Origin of the sequence: Pseudomonas sp. IT-P218, assembly GCF_949767605.1 — a bacterium.
Lineage (GTDB): Bacteria > Pseudomonadota > Gammaproteobacteria > Pseudomonadales > Pseudomonadaceae > Aquipseudomonas > Aquipseudomonas putida_AE.
In genome coordinates this window covers 196,979-215,600 of sequence record NZ_CATKQQ010000033.1, presented here as the reverse complement: position 1 = coordinate 215,600, position 18,622 = coordinate 196,979, and the positions used below count along the sequence as shown (strand labels likewise).

Below are 18,622 nucleotides of genomic sequence, written 5' to 3'. Positions count from 1 at the left end.
CAAACACGTCGTAACGGCATCCACAAAAACAAAAGGAGCCCGATGTGTCATTCGATCGGAACTACTCAGTTGCAAAGTCTTTTCGCCTTGATGGTAAGCATGCGCTGATCACAGGCGGCGGTGGTGGAATCGGTGCCGGCATCGCACTTGCGCTTTGCCAAGCCGGTGCAAGTGTGACCTTGGTAGGCCGGACGGAATCAGCCCTGCGTGATGTCGCAAGTGAACTGCAGTCCGAAGGGCATGAGGCTTCAATCATTGTTTGCGACATCACTGACTCCGCTGCAATAAGGAGCGTGATTGACGGCCTGCCGCAGCTAGACATTCTCGTAAACAACGCGGGCACCAACTTCCCGCAACCGGTTCAGGACGTCACCGACGAAAACCTGGATCTCATGCTTAACCTGAACGTTCGGGCGCTGTTTGTGACCTCGCAAGCCGCCATCAAAAGGATGCTTGAGTCAGGTGATGCCGCTGAGTCATGCGTGATCAATGTGACCTCTCAAATGGGGCACGTCGGTTCACCTAACCGGTCGGTCTACTGCATGACCAAACACGCCATCGAGGGGCTGACGAAGGCACTGGCCATCGAACTCGCTTCCTCCGGTATTCGGGTCAATAGCATCGCTCCGACCTTCGTGGATACCCCGCTCATTCGCAAAATTGTTGATACGCCTGAAAAGTACGACTTCCTTGTTTCGAAAATTCCTCTAGGTCACATGGCTGACATTTCCGACATTGTAGGCGCCGCCGTTTACCTGGCTAGCCCTGCAGCTCGGATGGTCACTGGTACCTGCATTCGCGTCGACGGCGGTTGGACAGCCCAATAATCCGCCACCTCTAAATAGGAGATATGAAATGAGTGAATCCACTGGCTACGTGCTTATCGAGCAAACTGGCGGCCCTGAGGTCATGCAATGGAAGCAAGCGCCAATTGCTGCGCCAGCAGCAAATGAAGTGCAAGTTCGTCATGAGGCGATCGGTGTCGACTTCATCGATACCCAGCTGCGTTCCGGCATTCTTCCTGTGAACTTGCCGAGTGGTTTGGGCTTCGCAGGTATGGGCACAGTAACCGCTGTGGGTGGTCAGGTCAGCGAGATCAAGGTAGGACAGCGGATTGCTTATCACTACGCTGTCCCTGGCTCTTATTCTGAGGTACGCAATGTCCCTGCCGGTCGAGCGTTCGTTCTGCCAGACCAGAACATCGATCCAAACATTGCTGCCGGAGCCCTCTTCCGCGGCCTGACAGCCTGGTACCTATCGACTCGACTACGTGAGGTAAACAAGGGTGATTGGGTATTGGTTCATGCTGCGGCAGGCGGTGTCGGACTGATCCTTTGCCAATGGCTCAGTCATCTTGGCGCCAACGTAATCGGCACCACCGACAGTGCCGAGAAGCTGGAGGTGCTGAAGGAGTATGGGTGCAAGTATCCCGTTAATCTTAACAGCGAAGACTTCGTTGAGCGCACTAAGCAACTGACCGATGGTGTAGGCGTAAGCATCGTCTACGAATCCATTGGTAAGGCCACCTTCGAACGTTCTCTGGATTGCCTCAAGCGCTTCGGTCTGATGGCTTCCTTCGGCTGGCCTTCTGGTGACGTCGAGCCTATCCAGTTAGCTCATACCCGCAACAAAGGGTCGCTGTTTCTGACCCGACCAACCATTTCCCACTACATCGCGGAAGACGCCGATTTCAAGCGCGGTGCTGCTGAGCTATACGGCCTGATCAGCGAGGGTGTTCTGAAAATTCGGACGGAGCACTGCTACCCACTTAAAGAGGCGGGCAGAGCTCACGACGATCTGGCGAATGGGCGCACCACCGGTTCAGTGGTGCTTCAACCCTGACCTAGCCGGACGCTTACGAAGTTCGCAACTCACCAGCCAAAAACAATAAGGGGTGATCAAATGCTACTTGAAGGCAAAACCGCAATCGTAACCGGCGCTGCATCCATGAAAGGCATCGGGTGGGCAACCGCTAAGTGCTTCGCGCTGAATGGTGCCCGTGTCGCTTTGCTTGACCTAAACCTTGAGCACACTGTGACGGCTGCCCAGGAGCTGGGTGACGGTCATCTTGGACTGACATGCGATGTACGCGATCCAGCGCTCTGCCAGGCCGCAGTAGACTCTATCGTTGAGTCGTTCGGGAAGGTCGATATCCTCATTAACAACGCAGGCGTCAGCCAGTCTTTTAGGCTGATGGACAGCACGATGGACGATTACGACCTGGTCATGGATGTCAGTCTGCGCGGTGCGTACAACATGTCACGCGCCGTTGTGCCGCACATGCGCGCCAACCGCAGTGGCGCGATCGTATGCATGGGCTCCGTCGCTGCCCAACGCGGAGGCGGTGTTCTGGGCGGGCCTCATTACGCTGCTGCCAAAGGCGGCGTCCAGACGCTGGCGAAGGCAATGGCTCGTGAGCTCGCCGCCGACAACATCCGGGTCAACTCCATCGCCCCTGGCCTTGTCGATACCGAGCTGCTCATCGGCAAACTCACCCCTGAAATGCATGCTGCAGCAATGGCGGCGACCCCATTGGGGCGCATGGCGTTGCCTGCCGACATTGCAAACGCCTGCCTGTTCTTGTCGTCCGACCTTTCCAGCTACATCACTGGCGTGATCCTCGACGTCAACGGTGGCTTGCACATCCACTGATGCGCCAGAGCTTGTCGTCGGAGTTGGAGGTTGCCATGTACTTGCAAGGTAAAGTCGCGATTGTAACGGGTGGTGCTTCCCTCAACGGAATTGGCTGGGCGATAGCCCAGCGTTTTTCCGAGGAGGGGGCAAATGTGGTCTTGGTCGATATAGCTCCATACGATATCGAGCGTGTCGCTGCACTGCCGACGCCTGCGCTGGCGTTGAATTATGACATTCGTGATTTCGTTTGCTGCCAGGCAGCAGTGGCGACAACGCTCGCCCAGTTCGGTCGGATCGATATCCTTATCAACAATGCAGGTGTCAGCCAACCCCGAAAAGTGCTGGATATTGATGATGAAGGCTATGACCTGGTTCTGGACGTGAGCCTGCGGGGCTCGCTGAACATGGCTAAGGCCGTCGTCCCGAGTATGCGTGCTCAGAAAAGCGGCGCGATTGTTTGCATGAGTTCCGTTTCCGCGCAACGCGGTGGCGGCGTTATGGGCGGAGCCCATTACTCAGCGGCAAAGGGTGCTGTCCAAGCCCTCGCCAAGGCCCTGGCCCGGGAACTGGCACCTGACCAAATCCGAGTAAACGCGGTAGCGCCCGGGCTGATTGAAACAGACCTCATCGCGGGTCGGCTATCTAGCGACAACCGCGAAAAAACCCTGTTAGCCACACCATTGGGACGCATTGGGTGTCCTGACGACGTAGCCAAAGCTTGTCTCTACCTCGCCTCTGATCTTTCCAGCTATGTCACCGGTGTCGTGCTGGATGTGAATGGAGGACTGCACATTCACTAGCTCCATGTTTCAGATCAGCATCCAGAACAAGAACAACGGAGAATGAAAATGAAACGACTCATCAGCCATATTGCCGCAGCTTTAACACTTGTAACAGCCTGCGCCGCCTTTGCCGACGAACCAATCAAGATCGGCGTGCCTGGCCCGTATACGGGAGGCTCCGCTCCAATGGGCGTCTCCATGCGTGATGCCATGCGAATTGCGGTCAAGGAAATCAATGAAAAGGGCGGTGTCATGGGCCGTCCATTGGAGTTGGTAGAGCGTGATGACGAAGCGAAAAATGAGCGTGGCATACAGGTCGCTCAGGAGCTGATTTACAAGAATCAGATCGTGGCGGCTGTCGGCGTCATTAACACCGGCGTCATGCTCGCCAGTCAGCGCTTTTACCAAGAAGCAAAAATTCCGATCATCACCCCGGGCCCATCGGGCTCCGACGTGACCAAGGCGTTCCTGCCTGACAGCTATGTGTTCCGCGTTTCGCTTCCGGATCGACTTCAAGCTGAAATGATCGTGAAGGAGTCAATCGACAATCGGCATTTCGAAAAGGTCGCAATCCTTGCTGATTCCACGAACTATGGTCAGCTCGGTCGAGCCGACTTGGAGGCTGTACTCAAGGAGCGGGGCATCAGCCCAGTCGCCGTCGAGAAATTCAATATCAAAGATGTCGATATGACCCCCCAGCTACTAAGAGCTCGAATGAAGGGGGCTCAGGTCATCCTGACCTACGGCGTTGGGCCTGAACTCGCTCAAATTGCCAATGGCATGGCCAAGCTTGGCTGGAAGGTTCCCATGATCGGGAGTTGGACGCTCTCCATGCCTAACTTTGCGGAAAACGCTGGCGCGAACGCTGAAGCTGTCCGCATGCCTCAGACCTTCATTCTCGAAGGGGCTGCTGGCAAGCGCGAAGCCTTTATCAAGAATTTCGAGCAGGCCTATGGTGTCACGCGGATCCCTGGCCCCGTGTGGGCAGCCCAAGGCTATGACTCGATTTACCTGTTGGCCGCCGCAATCGAACAAGCCAAATCCACCGATGGCACCAAGATTAAAGAAGCTCTTGAGGATCTTCAGGCCCCGGTTGAAGGGCTGGTCATGACGTACAACAAGCCGTTTTCCAAAACTGACCATGAGGCGTTCAAAACCACGAACGTAGCCATCATGGGTGAGATCAAGAATGGCCAAGTGGTCTTCGCCTACGACGCAGACCGCGGCAAGATTCAAGCGAACTAATCATTTCCCACAATCAGGCGCCCAGACATCTGAGCGCCACGGCGCCCTGCGCGCTGAAGAGGTGAAAAATGGACGGAATGCTACTTCAAGTTCTGCTTAGCGGGGTTTCCGTAGGCATGATTTACGCTGTTATTGCCTTTGGCTACCAACTGACGTTCTCGACGTCATCGACTCTTAACTTCGGCCAAGGAGAAGCTCTGGCACTGGGGGCGCTGGTTGGCTTGACGATAGTTCCATACGTTGGGTATTGGGCAGCCATTCCGCTGGTAATGCTTTTTGGTGCTGCGCAAGGTGTTTTTGTGGAGCGTGTCGCGGTACGGCCGGCGCTCAAAATCAAATCCGAGTTTGGATGGATTTTGGCAACGATTGCCTTGGCCATCATTTTCAAGAACGTCGCTGAAAACATATGGGGCAAGGACGATCTCAAATTCCCATCACCGGTGTCAGAAATGCCCATTCAGATCGGATCGGCGTTTGTCATGCCGATGGAGCTGATTGTGGTAGCAGGTGCGCTATTAATCATGGCCGCGGTCGAGTTTTTCAATCGCAAAACGATCCTGGGCAAAGCAGTGGTCGCAACAAGCTCGGATCGTGATGCCGCAGGTCTGATGGGCATCAACACTGGTAGCGTCATCACGTTCTCCTACGCACTGTCGTCAATGACTGCGGCCTTTGCAGGCATTCTGGTCGCCCCCTTGACACTGACTGGCGCCAGCATGGGCGTGGCTTTGGGACTTAAAGCGTTCGCAGTAGCAATCATCGGTGGGTTGACGTCCGGTGTCGGGGTGATCGTGGGCGGCATCATCCTGGGTTTGTCTGAGACAGCGACAGGCTTCTTCCTCTCCACCGGTTACAAAGATGTCCCCGGTCTCATCCTGTTGCTGGTCGTGTTGATGATCAAGCCCGCAGGCATTTTCGGCAAAGCCGTGATCAAGAAGGTGTAACCATGAAGAAGACCTCAATCCTCTCTCTGGTTCTGTTGCTTATGGCCGGTGCGTTGCTGCCACAGGTATTTCATAACCCGTATTACCTGCACCTGATTGTCGTCGTTGGCATCTACGCAATTCTGCTGTTTGGGATGGATATCCTGGTTGGGTATACCGGCGAAGTTTCCCTCGGCCATGCCGGCCTGTTCGCTGTGGGCGCCTACAGTTGTGGTATTGCCGCCACCAGCCTCGGTTGGCCGATATATGCAGCGATCCCACTCGCCATAGGAGTGACGGCAATCTTTGGAGGCCTGTTGGCATTTCCGGCCCTCAAAGTGACAGGCCCGTACCTTGCGATGGTGACATTGGCGTTCTCCACCATCATCCAAATCCTAACCAATGAGATGGAATTCCTGACCCGAGGCCCTCAGGGCCTGCAAGTCCTTAAACCAGAGCTTTTCGGTACCAGACTCACCGCTGTAGAATTCTATTATGTCGTGCTTGTCGCATTGATCGCAGCGCTTGTGGTCGTGTCCCGAATCCTGAGTTCGCATATTGGTCGAGCTTTTGAAGCGCTGCGCGGCAGTCCGATTGCTGCAGATTGTATGGGCGTCAACGTTTACCGCTACAAAGTGCTGGCCTTCGTGCTGAGCGCCGCCTTTGCGGGCCTTGCTGGTGCGTTGTTCAGCTATTCAGAAGAGTACATCGCACCGAACTCGTTCGGGTTCGAGCTCAACGTGCTGTTCCTGCTTGCCCTGATTCTGGGCGGCAAAAAGAGCAGGATTGGAGCCATAGTCGGAGCAGCGATCGTAGTCATGCTTCCCAACTGGCTCTCGGATTTGGCAACAGTCAGAACGCTCGCTATCGGTATCGCTATCGTGACCGTGGCGACAGTCGTGTATTCGCTGGCAAAAAGCAAAATCTCTCCGAAGTATGGCGTGGCTGCGGTGGCAGTGGCGGCCGCAGTGGTGTGGGCGGTCTTCCGCATTGAAGATGTGACCGAGCACCGCCTGACAATCTTCGGTTTGATGATGTTGGGTGTGATCTATTACCTGCCAATGGGAGTAGTTGGCTTGGTCAAGACGCTAACGCCACCAGCCAAGGCTCGTAGCGAAAGCGTAGCGGGCGCCTCTGCAACATCAGTTGAAGCTTTTCTGGGCGGTCAGGTCACCGCCAACCAAGGCCCGGCTCTGCAGGCTCGTGGCGTTGTCATGCAATTTGGCGGGCTGAAGGCGCTAAACGGAATCGATCTGGATATCGAGCGCCGAACTATCCATGGGTTGATTGGCCCGAACGGCTCAGGCAAAAGCACCATGATGAACGTCATCACGGGCATTTACCGAGCAACTGAAGGAACGGTTCGATTTGCAGGCAAAGCCATCCAAGACTCGACACCCTCCAAAATTGCATTGAGCGGGGTCTCTCGAACGTTCCAAAACGTACAGCTGTTCGGCGAAATGTCCGTCCTCGAAAACGTCCTGGTGGCGTTCAACCATAGTTTTGCCAGCGGGTTGCCATCGGTAGCGCTGGGGCTGCCCGCGTACCGAGCAGAAGAGGGCGCAGCGCGGGAGAAGGCTTGGAGCATTCTTCGCTTTATTGGCTTGGATCATCTTGGCCATGAGGAGGCGAGGAACCTGCCTTATGGCAAGCAGCGCATCCTTGAAATAGGGCGTGCACTCGCTCTCAACCCGGCCTTGTTGCTTCTGGATGAACCTGCTGCAGGACTGACCGCCCCTGATATCGAAGACCTGATCCGAATTGTTCAAAAAATCCGGGATCGCGGTGTAACCATCGTCTTAATTGAACACCACATGGACATGGTGATGCGGATTTGCGACCGCGTCACAGTCTTCGACTTCGGCCAGAAAATCGCAGAGGGTTTGCCGCTTGATGTGCAGAACGATCCACGAGTTGTCGAGGCTTACCTGGGCGTAAAGCCAGAAGAAGAAACCGCCAAAGCAGCGACGCCGGATGGCGAAACGAACAGCTTCGTTACTGGAGGTGCAAAGCATGCTTAAGGTCAAGAATCTGATTGCCGGGTACGGAAGCGTCCAAGTACTTCACGGCATCGACTTTGAGGTCAAAAAGGGCACGGTTGTTAGCCTGATTGGCTCAAATGGAGCCGGTAAGACCACCACGATGCGAGCGCTTTCGGGAATGATCAGCCCCAGTCAGGGGGAAATCCTCCTGGATGGCAACAACGTCGCTGGTCTGCCTTCGCATAAAATTGCCAGGCTCGGTCTGGCTCACTCACCCGAAGGACGGAAGATTTTCCCTACGCTATCCGTTGTCGACAACATAACGTTGGGCGCGTTTCCAAGGTTCATCAGGAGCCGGCCGAAGGGTGACATCGGGGGCGACCTCGATCGCGCACTTGAGCTCTTTCCTCGTCTGCAGGAGCGCAGAAACCAGCAGGCTGGAACGCTATCCGGAGGTGAGCAGCAAATGCTCGCCATGGCTCGGGCAATCATGCTTAACCCTGATGTCATCCTGATGGATGAACCCTCAATGGGCCTGGCTCCCATTCTGGTTGAAGAAGTGTTCAATATCATTCAACGGCTCAAGTCGACTGGTGTGACCATGCTCTTGGTCGAACAGTTTGCGGCTGCCGCTCTGGAGGTCAGTGATTATGCGTATGTGCTTGAGAACGGGCGCATCAATATCCATGGCCTGGCTTCGAAAATGAAGAACGATCCCGCCGTGAAAGCGGCTTACTTAGGCGGCAGTCATTAACCACGAGAGACACGCGATGAGCAACGGCAAAGGTTACATCTACGCAGAACTCAAGGTGACGAATCCAGAAGTCTTTTATGGCGAATATATGGAAAAGGTCACACCTGTGCTCCAGAAGTGGGGGGCCACATTAGCGATCGCCGGTGGTGAACCAAGGGTGCTTGAAGGGGATAGGGTAGTCGAGCGTGTGGTGCTCGTGGAGTTCGAGAGCCCTGAGAAGGCCAACGAGTTCTATTACTCGGAAGATTATCAAGCGGTGATCGACTATCGATTCCGATCTGCCGATACGCATTTATACATGCTCAATGGGCATAGCCAGTCGTAATGGCCGAGTGGGTGCGTTGGCCCCTTTTCCGAGGAGGATCATCATGTCTGCCCTAACTCAACGGCACACGCTGACCAACTGGTCAGCTGTGTCAGCGGCCAAAGGGGATGATTGGTTTTGCTACGTAGCATGCATCAAGCCGACCTATGACCATTTAATTCGGCTGGCAGGTCAGATCAGCGGCATGCTGATCTTGTCTGACGGTGAAACGCGCCTGGAAGTGCTCATGAAGATGCCGCGCTCGTTGAGCGAACAGGCAGAGGAAGTAAAGGCAACGCTCATGCGGATAAAACCACCCAAACTTGGTGTCGATCACCTTCGGCACATGGTGTCGAGTGCGGTGAAATTGAACGCGCTCGCGGGCGAGTTGGAAGCCCAGGTATCCGTAGGTGCTGAGACCGCTGTGACCTGTCACTGGCACAGAGAGCTCTCCGAAATCCTAAGCCTCTTGAAATGCGCTTCTGACCCATGGTCGGGCCTGCAACCGGTTCAATTCGAGGGATGCTGTGCCTGCTGTGCTCACTGACAAGGATATAACAATGACAAAAAATGCCTATTCGATCCGCGTGCTGGAGTATGCCTTCGCGTTGAATTGCCCAGAAAGCGCCGTGGTTTATGGCGCTCACAACGAGGGCATCCGGAAGCTTCCCTATGCCTATGTACTGATCCAGGGGCAGGGACATAACATCATGGTTGATGTGGGTTACAACCACGCCGAGTATGGCGGCTTTCTGGCTGATAAATTCGGAGTCATCAATTGGCAGCCACCTCATGCGGTATTGGCCGAGTGTGACCTGACGCCTGAAGACATTGACGTCGTGATCCTCACGCACGCTCATTTTGATCACATGGGCAACATCCAAGCTTTCCCTAATGCAAAGTTCTACATCCAAGAACGGGAGATTTCGAACTGGATCTCGGCCATGGCACAACCTGCGCACATGCAATGGGCGATGCTGGGCACCGATCCGTCGGATGTGCTGCGCGTGGCCGACCTGGCTAGACAGGGGCGATTGGTCTGTCTCAAAGGGGAGGTTGAAGACCTTCTGCCGGGTATTGACGTTCATACCGCCTTCAATACGCATACGGATGGCTGCATGTGGGTCAAAGTCCGTAATGACCTTGCGCGTGACAGCCAGAACGTTTGGGTTCTCGCAGGAGACCTGGTGTACTCCTACAAAAACCTTCTTGATGATCCAAAGATAGTCGGCGGGGAAGTGGAAGGCGACTTAAGGCTTAGGCCAGTGGGGCTTGCGATGGGGAGTATGGTCAACCTGATCCACAGCTCTGATGAGATGCTCAAGCATGTGGGGTACCAGATCAAGCGCTTGATCCCAGTGCACGAACAATTACTGCCTCAAGTGTTCCCAAGTCGAATCACAGAAGCTGGGCTTCAGCTTATTGAAGTTAGCCTGGCGGATGATGATTTCTCCAGAGTCTGCTGAGCAATGAAAAAACCATCGTTGTCCCTGAGGACAACGATGGTTATGCCAAACAGCAGCGTAGAAGGAGGGACTACTTTGCCGAAGCAATCAAAAGTGAGTCAGGCAAAAGTTTAACCGACGGAAACTACGATTTTGCCAATCTGGGCGTTGGATTCCATGTGGCGATGAGCATCAGAAATCTGCTCGAACGGGAAGACCTTGTCGATGACAGGCTTCAGTTTGCCTTCAGCCAGACCTTGGTTAACGAACGCTTTTGCGCGAGCCAATTTTTCAGCGTCAGTAGTAATCTCGAAGAGCTCATAACCACGAATGGTCAAATGCTTGCCCAGGATCTCGAACACCGGTACTGGAATGTCGCGGTGATCCAGTGCTCCGTACTGGAAGAAGAAGCCTTGGGGTGCGAGCGACTGGATAAGCTTGGTAGCCTCTGGCCCACCCACCGGATCGAAGGCGATTTGAGCGCCCTTGCCTTCGGTGATTCGTGCGATCTCGGCAACAACGTCCTGCTCCTGGGTGGCAATCACGTGCTTGGCGCCGGCATCGAGAAGTGCTTGACGCTTCGCGCTGGTACGGGTGAGGGCGATTGGAGTCGCTCCGAGCATATTGGCAATTTGGATTGCTGCAAGACCGACACTGCTTGATGCCGCAGGAACCAACACGGTGTGACCAGCTTGCAAGTTGCCGTATTCGACCAGGGCGCCATAAGCGGTGACGAACATCATCCAACTGGCAGCGGCTTCTTCAAACGACAGGTTGGTGGGGTGTTTCACCACCGCGTGGACTGGAGCATTAACAACTTCGCCGTACATACCGTAATCGGCGAACGAGAACGCGGGGACTACGCTCACGATATCGCCTACAGCGAAATCGGTCACGCCATCGCCCACCGCCCGGATAATGCCAGCGGCTTCATAGCCAAGCTGTGCGGGGTAGACAGGGTCAATCACGTATTGACCGGTGCGGTACATGATTTCAGCACGGTTCAGGCCCAGAGCTTTAACTTCAATCTGGACTTCGCCCGTAGCAGGCGGGTTTACGACGACTTCATCAATCTGCAGAACGTCTGCGTCGCCGGTACGATGGAAGCGGACAGCTTTAGTCATGGTAGCCTCGTTAAGGTTGAGGTGAATTAGTTAACTCGACTGGGAAATCCTAACAAAAGGTTCGCTGTGGATAGATAGTCGAAAGGTTCATAGATTGGTATTGCACTGGCAACAATTAGATAAGCTCCCAGCTTGGACAGTTCGAGCAGGGGTTCTTGAATCCATGCGCGGTATGCGCCTACCTTCACTGACGAAGGTAGCGAGGGCGCCCCGGAGGATGCGCCATCTATGGCCTTCAGCCCTTCCCTGTATTAGCTGGGTTGGGGCGCCGATCATGGTTCAACTAAATGAAACCGAGCCCTTCCAGGGCTTGGTGCTTGAATCACTTTTCAGAATTGATTGGGTTACGGTATTCCGCAGGGATCCAGCTGTAGCCTTCAGCTTCCTTGCGTACGTGACCCAGGCCAGGAAACGGGAGGTGGGCAGCTGCTACAAGCCACCGTCCGTCAACGGCTTTTGCTAACAATCGCTGGCGCGAGGCGATGGCAGCCTTGGGATCCACATCAACTGCAATCGTGACCTCGGGATGAGCAAGCTGAACCGAGTGGACGTGCACGATATCACCCCAAACCAACATTTTTTGCCCTGCTGAGCTGACCAAATAAGAGGTATGGCCCGGAGTATGGCCATTGGATGGGAGGGCCTCGATGCCAGGCACAATGGAAGCGCCATCTTCAAAAGTCTTGAATCGCCCGGCTGCCACATATGGCGCCACGGCATCCCGGGCCATTTTGAAGAAAGGGCGTTGATCGACTGGCAAGCTCTTTTCCTGGTTCACATCGAGCCAATAATTGGCATCGCGCTTGGCTGCCCATACGGTTGCATTCGGGAAGGCAGCTTTGCCGTTGGGAAGAGTTACACCACAGGCATGATCAGGATGCATATGGGTGAGTAGCACTGCATTGACTTCTTCCGGAGCGAATCCCGCCGCGCGAATATTATCTACCATGCGGCCCATCGTCGGGCCGAAGCAATCTGAAGAACCTGAATCTATGAGAACCAATTGGTTATCAATTTTTAGCAAGAACGCATTTACCGCGGTCTGCACCAGTGGTGAGGCCTTTTGATATTCATCAAAGATACGCTTATGAATATCAGCTTGGGACATTCCTGAAAGATGCTGAGGGTTTAGATCTATGTATCCATCATATACTGCTGTAACAACAGCATCCCCTACTGCTTGGCGATAATACCCGGCTGCTTGTTCGTAGATGTTTTGTGGTGCAGCGCAAGCGATTGTAGCGGTTAAGCCCATAGAGCCGATCAAACCAATCATGGCTAATGATTTAAAAGAGTTTTTCAGAAGATTCATTACTAAGCTCCAATGTTGGGCGTTTTGCCTGGAGCGATATTAGGCGTAAGGAATTATTTGATCTATCTCCGCTTTTGAAACAGATTAGGCGCGTGATTGTTACCAATATGTTTGTAAGATTCTGTGCAGTTGTCTCTTAGACCAATTGTCATATGGTTCTTGAAATGTGCCCTGACATTGCAAACCGCGGTCTAGAGCAGGGCAAAAGATCAGGCAGCTTGCCATACCTTCGCCTGGTTACCTTAGCCCCAGCCACTCCACGAAGCCGAAGCACAAGGAGCGTTTGGTTACCGCGCGTTAAAAACTAGGAGCTGCTCATCAATCTCGAATAATGCTCCTTCAACTTCAGTGCTGAACGGATGTACCGTTAGATTTGGGAGGAAGCTGATGGCGCTTTTTAGGAACGAACTTTGTTAATCCGCATTTCACGTTTCACACCATGGCGCCGTGAGGCGTATGTCGAGCGCAAATCCGTCGGGATCTTGCAGGCCTAACGATGTGAAGGCGGAGTAGTAGCACCATAATCTTCGATCGAGGGCAACGTCCCGTCCTGACAACCCAATGGAGGGCAGTCAGAGCTCGGGTATGGGTAACGGATTCATCGCTTCTTCGGGCAAGGCCCGGCTCAAGACTTTTTTTTAGCCGAGCTAAACCCTGTTTGATGTGCCCGGCATTCTCACCTATGGCCCACAACGCACCTCGAACGTTAACTCCGACTTCAGCGCTACCCTGGGCTTCGACATGGAGAGTTCACCACGTGGCTTCCGTGCGAACTGGAAGATGAATGTTATGTTGGCATCAAGAATGGGATTGGAAACACGAAAGGCCAGGGCGACTGGTAGTCAACACATCGCCATACTCAGGCGAACCCTTTAACTTCCCTTACTGAGCAGGTTTTCCAAGGGGAGCTCCGGAGCTGAGTCGAGGACCCGGATAGCTCTGATCAGCTCGTATGCAGCTTCTCTACCCAATCGTATCTGAAGCGTTCGCCTCTGGTTTCCCGGATGCGGAAGTGAATACTCCAGGACCAGCTCTCGTTCTGCGACCTCAAACCGCACCTCTGAAAGCACTCGTATATGAGCAACAGTGAAAATCATCGATCAGCTTAATGCTCTCAGGCGCGACTTGGCGCCGCAAACCTGAGGCATACCTCCTAGTACACTATTGGTTTTTGTGAATAGGCTGAGTTTCCCTCCTAAGGGAAAGAGGGCCACCCTTGAAAGCCTGACGGTAGATTGCAGGGCGCATTCGCTATTTGACACGCAGTGGACACTCGGACGACTTCCTTTCGGGGCGCAGGTGAAACCAATAAAATGGCCATCGCTCCAAACAGACAGGCCAACAACGCGATCGATTTTATTTTTGTTTTCATTTCTTCGTCTCTTGGGGGCACAAATCAGCTACAGGTTGCGTTGCCCGCAGCTGAATGAATCCTATCTTTCGGTAGTGCAAGAAAATTGTTGACGAGCGGTGTGTAACTGTCGCGCTACAGGTCTGGGGCCAGTGAATACTCGGCAGGGAGTGCGCTATTAAAGGGGAGGGGAACTCGATGCGATCAATGCGTAGCGCTGGTTGCACGGTACGCATTGAAGACTGTGGGGTTATGCCGCGCTGAATGTTCTGTGAGGGTCTATGACAAATTTCTTTGGCACCCCGGCATCGAATTCTCCGTATCCCTCTGAGGCCTGGTCTAGTCCGATGACCTGCACACCCACCACTTCAGCGATATTGATGCGGTCCCACATGATCGCCTGCATCAGCTGGCGATTGTATTTCATCACCGGCGTCTGACCCGTGTGGAAGCTGTGGGATTTAGCCCAACCCAAGCCGAAGCGAATGCTCAGGCTGCCCATTTTGGCCGCCGCATCCACAGCGCCTGGGTCCTCGGTGACGTATAGCCCGGGGATGCCGATTTTCCCTGCCACGCGCACGACCCCCATCAGCGAGTTGAGTACAGTGGCCGGTGCCTCGCGTTTCGCACCGTCATGGCCGTGGCCACGGGCTTCAAAGCCCACACAGTCCACCGCGCAATCCACTTCCGGTTCTCCCAAAAGCGCGGCGATTTGCTCGTGCAACGGTGTGTCTTTCGACAGGTCGACAATTTCAAAACCCTGAGCTTTGGCATGCGCCAAGCGGATGGTGTTGATATCACCGACGATCACCACCGCCGCACCGAGCAAACGTGCCGACGCGGCTGCTGCCAGACCGACCGGACCGGCGCCTGCGATGTACACAGTGCTTCCCGGACCGACTCCTGCGGTAACGGCACCGTGGTAACCGGTGGGCAGGATGTCGGACAGGCAGGTGAGGTCGAGAATTTTCTCCATGGCCTTGTCGCGGTCCGGCAATTTGAGCAAGTTGAAATCGGCGTATGGCACCAGAACGTATTCGGCCTGGCCGCCGGTCCAGTCGCCCATGTCAACGTAACCGTACGCGCCGCCGGCTCGGGCTGGGTTGACGGTCAAACAGACGCCAGTGTGTTGCTCTTTGCACGAGCGGCAGCGTCCGCAGGCTACGTTGAAAGGTACCGAAACCAGGTCGCCGATTTTCAGGCTTTCAACGTCGCTGCCCTTTTCGATCACTTCACCTGTGATTTCGTGGCCGAGCACCAGCCCAACCTGAGCAGTGGTACGGCCCCGCACCATGTGCTGGTCGGAGCCGCAGATGTTGGTAGAAATTACTTTGAGAATAACGGCGTGTTCGATCTTTCGACCCCGAGGGTCTTGCATCTTCGGGTAGTCGATTTTTTGCACTTGCACTTTTCCCGCGCCTAGATAAACCACACCGCGATTATCAGACATATCCTGTTCTCCTTTATTGTGAGTTGGCCGACGTTTAATGTTTCGTTAGGGCATGCACAGTGCGTGCGCCAGGCTTACTCGGGCGTTGCGATTAGCTGAGCCTGGGCCTGTTCATCTTTCTTCAATTTGTTCAAAACCCACCGCATTTGGGACAAGGCATTGTCAAAAGCGATGGGTACTTGCGTTGGATTAGGGGTGTGTTGAAGGACGCGGGCTTGAGCCTCAATCATGATCCGATCTTCTTCGAAGGCCATGCGGGCAATAGCGATCATGTCATCGGCAAGTTTCTCGCTGCATCCGGCAAGAGCATGGCGATTAGGCGCCCAGGAGAAAAAGTATCTGGAGTTAGCGTCATTTGTTGGCGTGATGGCCTGGCACGTCACGTCGTGAGTAATGGGCGCTACGTCCTGCGGTTTTTCACCATTGAATTGCTCCAGGGTTCCACGCGGAAAACTGTACGAATTCATCACCATTACGCCCGGTGCCAGATAATCGTAGGCCGTGAAAATATCAACCGTGTCGGAATTCACTACTCCTTTGATGTGATTCGGCGTCGGTTGCGCAGGTAACCAACGTTCGACCCGGACTCCGCGCGCAAGTCGACTGACCTTCGGTCGAACATGGGCCCAATCTATGCCCATGCCAAAGCTTTCCGGATGGAGAAAGTAGAGGTGGGAAAAATCCAGCAGGTTGTCATTAACCAACTGATAGTTGGCTTGATAATCGATACTCCCGGATCTAAAAATCCAATCGGGGTGATCATGTCCCACCGCTGGAGGGATAAGCGCGGGATCTGCCTTCTCTGGGTCGCCGAGCCACACCCATACCCAGCTATCTTGCTCAATAACGGGGAAGCTACGTACGCAAGTCTGCGCAGGAACGATGTCCTGGCCGGGTATCTCGGTGCACTTGCCTGAGCTGTCGAATTTCAGACCGTGATACATGCAGCGAACGGAATTCCCTTCTTTTCTTCCGATGGATAGAGGCGCAGAGCGATGGCAGCAGCGATCTTGCAGCGCTGCGACGGTCCCGTTCTCCATGCGGTAAAGCACGAGGGGTTCATTGATGATGGTTCGAGCAACCAAGCCGTCAGTGATCTCATAGTTCCACGCTGCTACATACCAGCAATTGTGCAAATACATAAAATCCTCCGGTGGCATGTTGTTGTATTTGTCTATCAAGCATAGGGATGCGAGGATTAGTCTTCCATGCTGTATTTCATCGAATATCGGCTGTATTCATCACATTGGAGTGAGTGTGGATCTTCTAGGCGAAGTACTTCTATCTTTAAAAGTAGAGGCGAACTCTGGGGGCATTTATGCACTGGGGGACCCCTGGGGGCTGAGGGTGCCCAGCTTTTCAGCCGCCAGTGCCTTTGCGTTATGTTGCCTCGACGCCCCGCTCTGGTTGATGGTGTCTGGTCAAGCTCCGGTTGAGCTTCAGCCCGGCGACTCTGTGTTGATTCTGCAGGGCGCCGCTTTCACGGTGGCCTCGAGCCCGGATGCCGAGTGCATTGATTTGATGGATTACTGGAACTCGAGAGGGTTACCGCTGCTGGTCGCCGGGGAACGCCAGGCGGCGCCTATTTCTGGCCTTGAACTAGGGCAGGGAGAGAAGGTGGGGCGGATGATGATCCTGGCTTTTTTACTCCAGGCCGCAGACAGCAATCCACTCCTGCGGTCGCTGCCACCAATGATTCATCTTCATGGAAGTGCCAGCGGCATGTTCCCCTGGATGAATTCGTTGCTGGAGTTTCTGGTAAGCGAAGATACGGCGAACCGTGCCGGTTATGTGGCGACTGCTGCCCATCTTTCAAATCTGATATTTACTAGTTTTATCCGCGCTCACGCGTTGTCAGTTCCAGGGGACAGTCGCGGTTGGCTTCAGGGATTGGCGGATCGGCGGATCCGACAGGCGTTGGTTTCCATGCATTCGCGCCCGGGCGAGCAATGGACCACCGAGTTGCTGGCGAAAGAAGCAGGAATGTCCCGACACACCTTTGGTCGCCGCTTTACTCGAATAGTCGGTCAGTCACCCATTGATTATTTGATCGACCTTCGGATGCAGGTCGCAGCGGAACGCCTTCGAGCCGGTGATCCGGTGGCGCGGGTGGCAGAAGCCGCAGGGTATCTCTCGGAACGCGCTTTTCGTGAGGTATTTCGCAGGCGTTTCGGAATGCCTCCCTTGCGCTACAGCAAAGCATAGTCATTGAGGTCGAGCAGAAAGTCCTTATGAAGGGTGGCTGGGCCAGAAATGGAAATCACGGTTTCTGAATGGGCAGCGTCAACCTCTGGTTAACGCCGCGAGATAGAAGGCTTGGTACGGTGAGTTTAATTAATCTGCCTGGCCGAGCAGGGCACCGCCGTCGATAACGATTTCGCTGCCAGTGATGAAGGAAGACGCCCTGGACGCGAGGAGTAGCGCAATCCCCTTGATCTCGGCGGGGTCGCCAACGCGATGCTGGGGGTTCCCCGCTTCTAATAACCGGCGCACTTCAGGATCCCTGACATGGCCATCGGCTATATTGGTGGCGAAAGCGCCCGGAGCAATAGCGTTTACTTGAATGTTGTACTTGGCCAATTCCAGTGCGGCCTGGCGCATCAGATGGGAAGCACCGGCCTTTGCTGGAAGATAAGGCGTGCCGACCCAAGCGACGCTGCGCAAACTTGCAATCGAGGTGGTCACCACGATTTTGCCCGAGCCCTGGGGCTTCATGTGCTTGGCAGATTCTTGCAAGCAGTGCAGTACTCCATTCAAGTTGATGGATATGACTCGCTCCCAATTACGCAGATCGAGGTTTTCCAGAGTACCTTCGAAAACCCGCTGCCCATCACGTCCAAGAAAACCCGGACCCGCATCTATCCCGGCGTTTGCGAAGACTACGTCCAGCCGACCGTAATGATTGACCGTATTTTGAAATGCAGTTGCGACCGACGCTCGGTCGCTAACGTCTACGAGTTCGCCTCGGACATCGAGCCCGCGGCGGGTGAGCGATGAGACAATACCGTCGAGACTATTTGCGTTGATATCCATCAGAGTGACTTTGGCGCCATTTTCTGCGAGCGCTTCTGCGCATGCCAATCCGATACCACTCGCTCCACCGGTGATTACGCAAGCCAGGCCAGATACGTCGAACAAATGTGCGGCTGTACTCATCTCAAATCTCACTGTTGTTTTCGGATCGAGAATTGTTAATACCGAGCGGATTGTCATGCAGCACCTATCGGATGGCGGTTGGGTGCAAGTCCAAACAGCCGGGCGCTGGTCTGAGCCAGCGCGGCGTTTAGTTCGCAGTGAAACCAACACCTGCTTCACA

General features: G+C 54.5%; 17 protein-coding genes. 12 read left to right on the top strand and 5 right to left on the bottom strand.

From position 1 onward, the window contains the following. The first annotated feature begins 44 nt into the window (after positions 1-44). From ACM6I6_RS18615 to ACM6I6_RS18565, 11 genes are all read left to right on the top strand, one after another. Positions 45-827, top strand: a complete 783-nt coding sequence (locus tag ACM6I6_RS18615; protein ID WP_414920454.1) for an SDR family NAD(P)-dependent oxidoreductase — start codon at positions 45-47, stop codon at positions 825-827. Positions 828-855: 28 nt separating this feature from the next. After that, entirely contained in the window at positions 856-1,842 is a 987-nt protein-coding gene (locus ACM6I6_RS18610; protein WP_414920453.1) for a quinone oxidoreductase family protein, read from the top strand. Positions 1,843-1,902: 60 nt separating this feature from the next. Next, entirely contained in the window at positions 1,903-2,652 is a 750-nt protein-coding gene (locus ACM6I6_RS18605) for an SDR family NAD(P)-dependent oxidoreductase (protein WP_414920452.1), read from the top strand. A gap of 35 nt (positions 2,653-2,687) precedes the next feature. Next, positions 2,688-3,434, top strand: coding sequence for an SDR family NAD(P)-dependent oxidoreductase (locus ACM6I6_RS18600; RefSeq protein ID WP_414920451.1), 747 nt, complete (start codon positions 2,688-2,690; stop codon positions 3,432-3,434). Between the two features lie 48 nt (positions 3,435-3,482). After that, complete coding sequence (locus ACM6I6_RS18595; protein WP_414920450.1) at positions 3,483-4,661, top strand: ABC transporter substrate-binding protein; 1,179 nt, start codon at positions 3,483-3,485, stop codon at positions 4,659-4,661. Positions 4,662-4,729: 68 nt separating this feature from the next. Further along, positions 4,730-5,605 carry a branched-chain amino acid ABC transporter permease gene (locus ACM6I6_RS18590; protein WP_186566886.1) on the top strand — a complete coding sequence of 292 codons (876 nt, stop codon included), beginning with the start codon at positions 4,730-4,732 and terminating at the stop codon, positions 5,603-5,605. Positions 5,606-5,607: 2 nt separating this feature from the next. Further along, a complete protein-coding gene (locus ACM6I6_RS18585) occupies positions 5,608-7,605 on the top strand; it encodes an ABC transporter permease subunit (RefSeq protein ID WP_414920449.1) in 1,998 nt (665 codons plus the stop codon). Next, positions 7,598-8,320: an ABC transporter ATP-binding protein gene (locus tag ACM6I6_RS18580; RefSeq protein WP_414920448.1), complete on the top strand. Its 723-nt coding sequence runs from the start codon at positions 7,598-7,600 to the stop codon at positions 8,318-8,320. The genes ACM6I6_RS18585 and ACM6I6_RS18580 overlap by 8 nt, the downstream gene beginning before the upstream one ends. 16 nt (positions 8,321-8,336) lie before the next feature. After that, positions 8,337-8,645 (top strand): DUF1330 domain-containing protein, encoded by a 309-nt coding sequence (locus ACM6I6_RS18575; protein ID WP_414920447.1) that lies wholly within the window; start codon positions 8,337-8,339, stop codon positions 8,643-8,645. 43 nt (positions 8,646-8,688) lie between these two features. After that, the gene (locus ACM6I6_RS18570) at positions 8,689-9,171 is read left to right on the top strand and encodes a hypothetical protein (RefSeq protein WP_414920446.1); all 483 of its coding nucleotides are present in this window, start codon (positions 8,689-8,691) and stop codon (positions 9,169-9,171) included. A gap of 13 nt (positions 9,172-9,184) precedes the next feature. Next, positions 9,185-10,090: an N-acyl homoserine lactonase family protein gene (locus ACM6I6_RS18565; RefSeq protein WP_414920445.1), complete on the top strand. Its 906-nt coding sequence runs from the start codon at positions 9,185-9,187 to the stop codon at positions 10,088-10,090. Between the two features lie 110 nt (positions 10,091-10,200). Here ACM6I6_RS18565 and ACM6I6_RS18560 read toward each other — a convergent pair whose 3' ends face one another. From ACM6I6_RS18560 to ACM6I6_RS18545, 4 genes are all read right to left on the bottom strand, one after another. Beyond that, positions 10,201-11,193, bottom strand: coding sequence for a zinc-dependent alcohol dehydrogenase family protein (locus ACM6I6_RS18560; protein WP_414920444.1), 993 nt, complete (start codon positions 11,191-11,193; stop codon positions 10,201-10,203). Positions 11,194-11,515: 322 nt separating this feature from the next. Then, the gene (locus ACM6I6_RS18555; protein ID WP_414920443.1) at positions 11,516-12,505 is read right to left on the bottom strand and encodes an MBL fold metallo-hydrolase; all 990 of its coding nucleotides are present in this window, start codon (positions 12,503-12,505) and stop codon (positions 11,516-11,518) included. Between the two features lie 1,601 nt (positions 12,506-14,106). Continuing rightward, the gene (gene fdhA / locus ACM6I6_RS18550) at positions 14,107-15,306 is read right to left on the bottom strand and encodes a formaldehyde dehydrogenase, glutathione-independent (protein ID WP_414920442.1); all 1,200 of its coding nucleotides are present in this window, start codon (positions 15,304-15,306) and stop codon (positions 14,107-14,109) included. Between the two features lie 74 nt (positions 15,307-15,380). Then, on the bottom strand, positions 15,381-16,448 hold the full coding sequence (locus ACM6I6_RS18545) for a Rieske 2Fe-2S domain-containing protein (RefSeq protein WP_414920441.1): 1,068 nt from the start codon (positions 16,446-16,448) through the stop codon (positions 15,381-15,383). A 115-nt stretch (positions 16,449-16,563) separates the two neighbouring features. Between ACM6I6_RS18545 and ACM6I6_RS18540 the strand changes: the two genes are divergently transcribed. Then, complete coding sequence (locus ACM6I6_RS18540; protein WP_414920440.1) at positions 16,564-17,511, top strand: cupin domain-containing protein; 948 nt, start codon at positions 16,564-16,566, stop codon at positions 17,509-17,511. Positions 17,512-17,640: 129 nt separating this feature from the next. Here ACM6I6_RS18540 and ACM6I6_RS18535 read toward each other — a convergent pair whose 3' ends face one another. Next, positions 17,641-18,519: an SDR family NAD(P)-dependent oxidoreductase gene (locus ACM6I6_RS18535; RefSeq protein ID WP_414920439.1), complete on the bottom strand. Its 879-nt coding sequence runs from the start codon at positions 18,517-18,519 to the stop codon at positions 17,641-17,643. Between the last annotated feature and the right edge of the window lie 103 nt (positions 18,520-18,622).